Here is a 2,836-nt window from a genome sequence, read left to right as displayed (position 1 = left end):
GGACGCGCTCCACCCGGCGGTCCTCGGCCGTCAGGACCTCCCGCCCGGCCCCCGGCGACTTCCCCGCCGCCAGTGCCCCGGCGTACGCCCCCGGATGCTTCACGTTCCACCACCGCACCCCACCCACGTGGGAGTGGGCTCCCGGCCCCGCGCCCCACCAGTCGGCGCCGCGCCAGTACAGCTCGTTGTGCAGGCAGCGCCCCGCGTCGGACGTGGCCCAGTTCGACACCTCGTACCAGTCGAAGCCCGCCGCCGACAGCGTCTCCTCGGCGATCAGGTACCGGTCGGCGTGCACGTCGTCGTCGGTCATGGGCACCTCCCCGCGCCGGATGCGCCGCGCGAGCCGGGTGCCCTCCTCCACGATCAGGGCGTACGCCGAGACGTGGTCGGGTCCGGCGCCGAGCGCGGCGTCGAGGGAGGCACGCCAGTCGTCGTCGGACTCACCGGGGGTGCCGTAGATCAGGTCCAGGTTGACGTGGTCGAAGCCCGCCGCGCGGGCCTCGGCGACGCAGGCCTCCGGGCGGCCCGGCGTGTGGGTGCGGTCCAGCACCTTCAGCACGTGCTGCCTCGCGCTCTGCATGCCGAAGGAGATCCGGTTGAAGCCGCCCTCGCGCAGGGTGGCGAGGTACGCCGGGTCGACCGACTCGGGGTTGGCCTCCGTCGTCACCTCCGCGTCGGCCGCGAGGCCGAACTCGTCGCGGATCGCGCGCAGCATCCGCACCAGGTCGCCGGCGGCCAGCAGGGTGGGCGTACCGCCGCCGACGAAGACCGTGCGGACCTCGCGGGGGTCGTCGCCGAGCACCTTGCGGGCCAGGCGGACCTCGTCGACGAGCGTCTCGGCGTAGTTGTCCCGGGAGGCGAGGACGCCGCCGGTGCCGCGCAGCTCGGTGGCGGTGTAGGTGTTGAAGTCGCAGTAGCCGCAGCGGGTCGCGCAGTACGGGACGTGCAGGTAGAAGCCGAGGGGGCGGTCGGCGGCCCCGGCGAGCGCGGGCGCGGGCAGGGCGCCGTCGGCGGGGACGGGTTCGCCGTCGGGGAGTGCGGAGGGCATGCGTTCCATTGTCCCGTACGGCCGCGGTTACTCCGCTTGCAGCACCAGCAGCGCCAGGTCGTCCTCCGGGGGCCGGGGCCCGAACCCGTGCACCAGTCGCGTGATGCGCTCGGCGACCAGCTCGGCGTCCAGCCCCGCACACCCGGCGAGCGCCGCGGCGAGCCCGTCCCCGTCGTCGAACTGGCGGGAGCCGCTGCGCCGCTCGGTGACGCCGTCCGTGACGCACAGCAGGGTGTCGCCGGACCGCAGCTCGAAGGTCTCGCTGGTGTACGTCGCGTCCTCGATGACTCCGAGGAGGGTCTGCGGCTGCGCGACCGCGCGGACGGTGCCGTCGGGTGAGAGGAGGAGGGGCAGCGGATGCCCGGCGGAGGCGAGGGTGCAGCGGACGCCGCCGTCGAAGGGGACGAGTTCGCCGTAGAGCAGGGACAGGAAGCGGGTCTGCGGTCCGTCGCCCGGGGCAACCGGACGGCCGCCGACGGCGACCAGGGCGCGCGCGGCGGCGTCCGCCGCCTCCGTGGCGTCGTCGAGGAGGAGCTGGTTGAGACGGTCGAGGACGTCGGGGACCCCGTACTGCTCGCGGGCCAGCAGCCGCAGCCAGGGCCGGGCCAGCCCGATGACGACGGCGGCCTCGGGGCCCTTGCCCTGGACATCGCCGACGGTGAAGCACCAGCGGCCGTCGCCGGCCGGGAAGAGGTCGTAGAAGTCGCCGCTGGGGCCGCCCTTGTCGCACGGTTCGTAGACGAGGGCGCTGCGCACGCCGGGGATCTCGGCGACGGCGCCGGGCAGCAGGCCGCGCTGGAGGACGGCGCTGATCGTGGCCTGCCGGGCGTACTGGCGGGCGGCGCCGATGGCGAGCGCCACCCGGCGGCTGAGATCCTCGACGAGGCCGCTGATCTCCTCGGGGAAACAGGGGACGCCGGACCGCCCGATGACCAGGGTGCCCAGCGGCCTGCCGCCGGCGACCAGGCGGTAGGCGAGGGCGGCGCCGTGCGCGTCCCGCGGGCCGAGTGCCTCGCCGGGCCAGGGGTGGGGGACGGGACCGGAGCGCCACGGTTCGCGGGGGCGGGGCGGTTCCTTCTCCAGGACCCGGCGCAGGTCCTCGACGCGGCTCTCGCTGGCGTGCCAGACGCGGGCCAGCCGTGCTCCCACGGCCGCGTGGGGGTCGTCGCTCCAGGCGCCCCGGGCCAGGGACTCGTCCTCCAGCCAGACGCCGCACCAGTCGGCCAGACGCGGCACGATCAGCTGTCCGGTGAGCGAGGCGACCAGGTCCTCGTCGAGTTGCCCGGCGAGGAGGTCGGAGGCCTCGGCGAGGAAGGACAGGGCGCCACGGCCGAGCCACTCCCGGTCGCGGACCCCGCGCCGCCGGACCCCGGCCGGGTCGTTCCAGGGGCCGCCCCCGGCCGTGTGGTCCCGCCAGTCCGGCCAGGGCGGGAGGTCCCATGACCCGGGACCCGGAGCACGCCCGGGGTGCGCCGGGCGGCCGGGGTCTGCCACGTGCCAAGGGGCTGTCGCGTGCCCGGGGGCTGCCGCGTGCCCAGGGGCTGCCGCGTGCCCGGGGTCCGTCGGGCGGTCGGCGTCTGCCGCGTGCCCGACGTCTGCCACGCGTCGGACATCGGCCGGGCGGCCGGGGACTGCCGGGCTGTCCGGCCCTCCCGTCCCTCCCGGCCCTCCCGTCCGAAGCGGCGCTTCGGATCCGCCGGGCCCTTGGGACCCGTCAGTCTCGCCAGACCGAAGCGGCCCGTCAGACCGAAGTGGCCCGTCAGTCCCACCGATCCCATCGGCCCCGCC

2 protein-coding genes are annotated in these 2,836 nt (G+C 76.1%); both read right to left on the bottom strand.

Annotated features, from left to right (window positions below):
• On the bottom strand, positions 1–1,048 hold a 1,048-nt coding region (gene hemW, locus KUM32_RS30775), incomplete at its 3' end, for a radical SAM family heme chaperone HemW (protein WP_254406387.1).
• A gap of 27 nt (positions 1,049–1,075) precedes the next feature.
• Entirely contained in the window at positions 1,076–2,650 is a 1,575-nt protein-coding gene (locus tag KUM32_RS30770) for a PP2C family protein-serine/threonine phosphatase (protein WP_374227576.1), read from the bottom strand.
• Between the last annotated feature and the right edge of the window lie 186 nt (positions 2,651–2,836).

The organism is Streptomyces sp. AC627_RSS907, assembly GCF_019049165.1.
The sequence above is the reverse complement of the archived record's forward strand: the minus strand, read 5'-3'. Positions and strand labels throughout refer to the sequence as shown.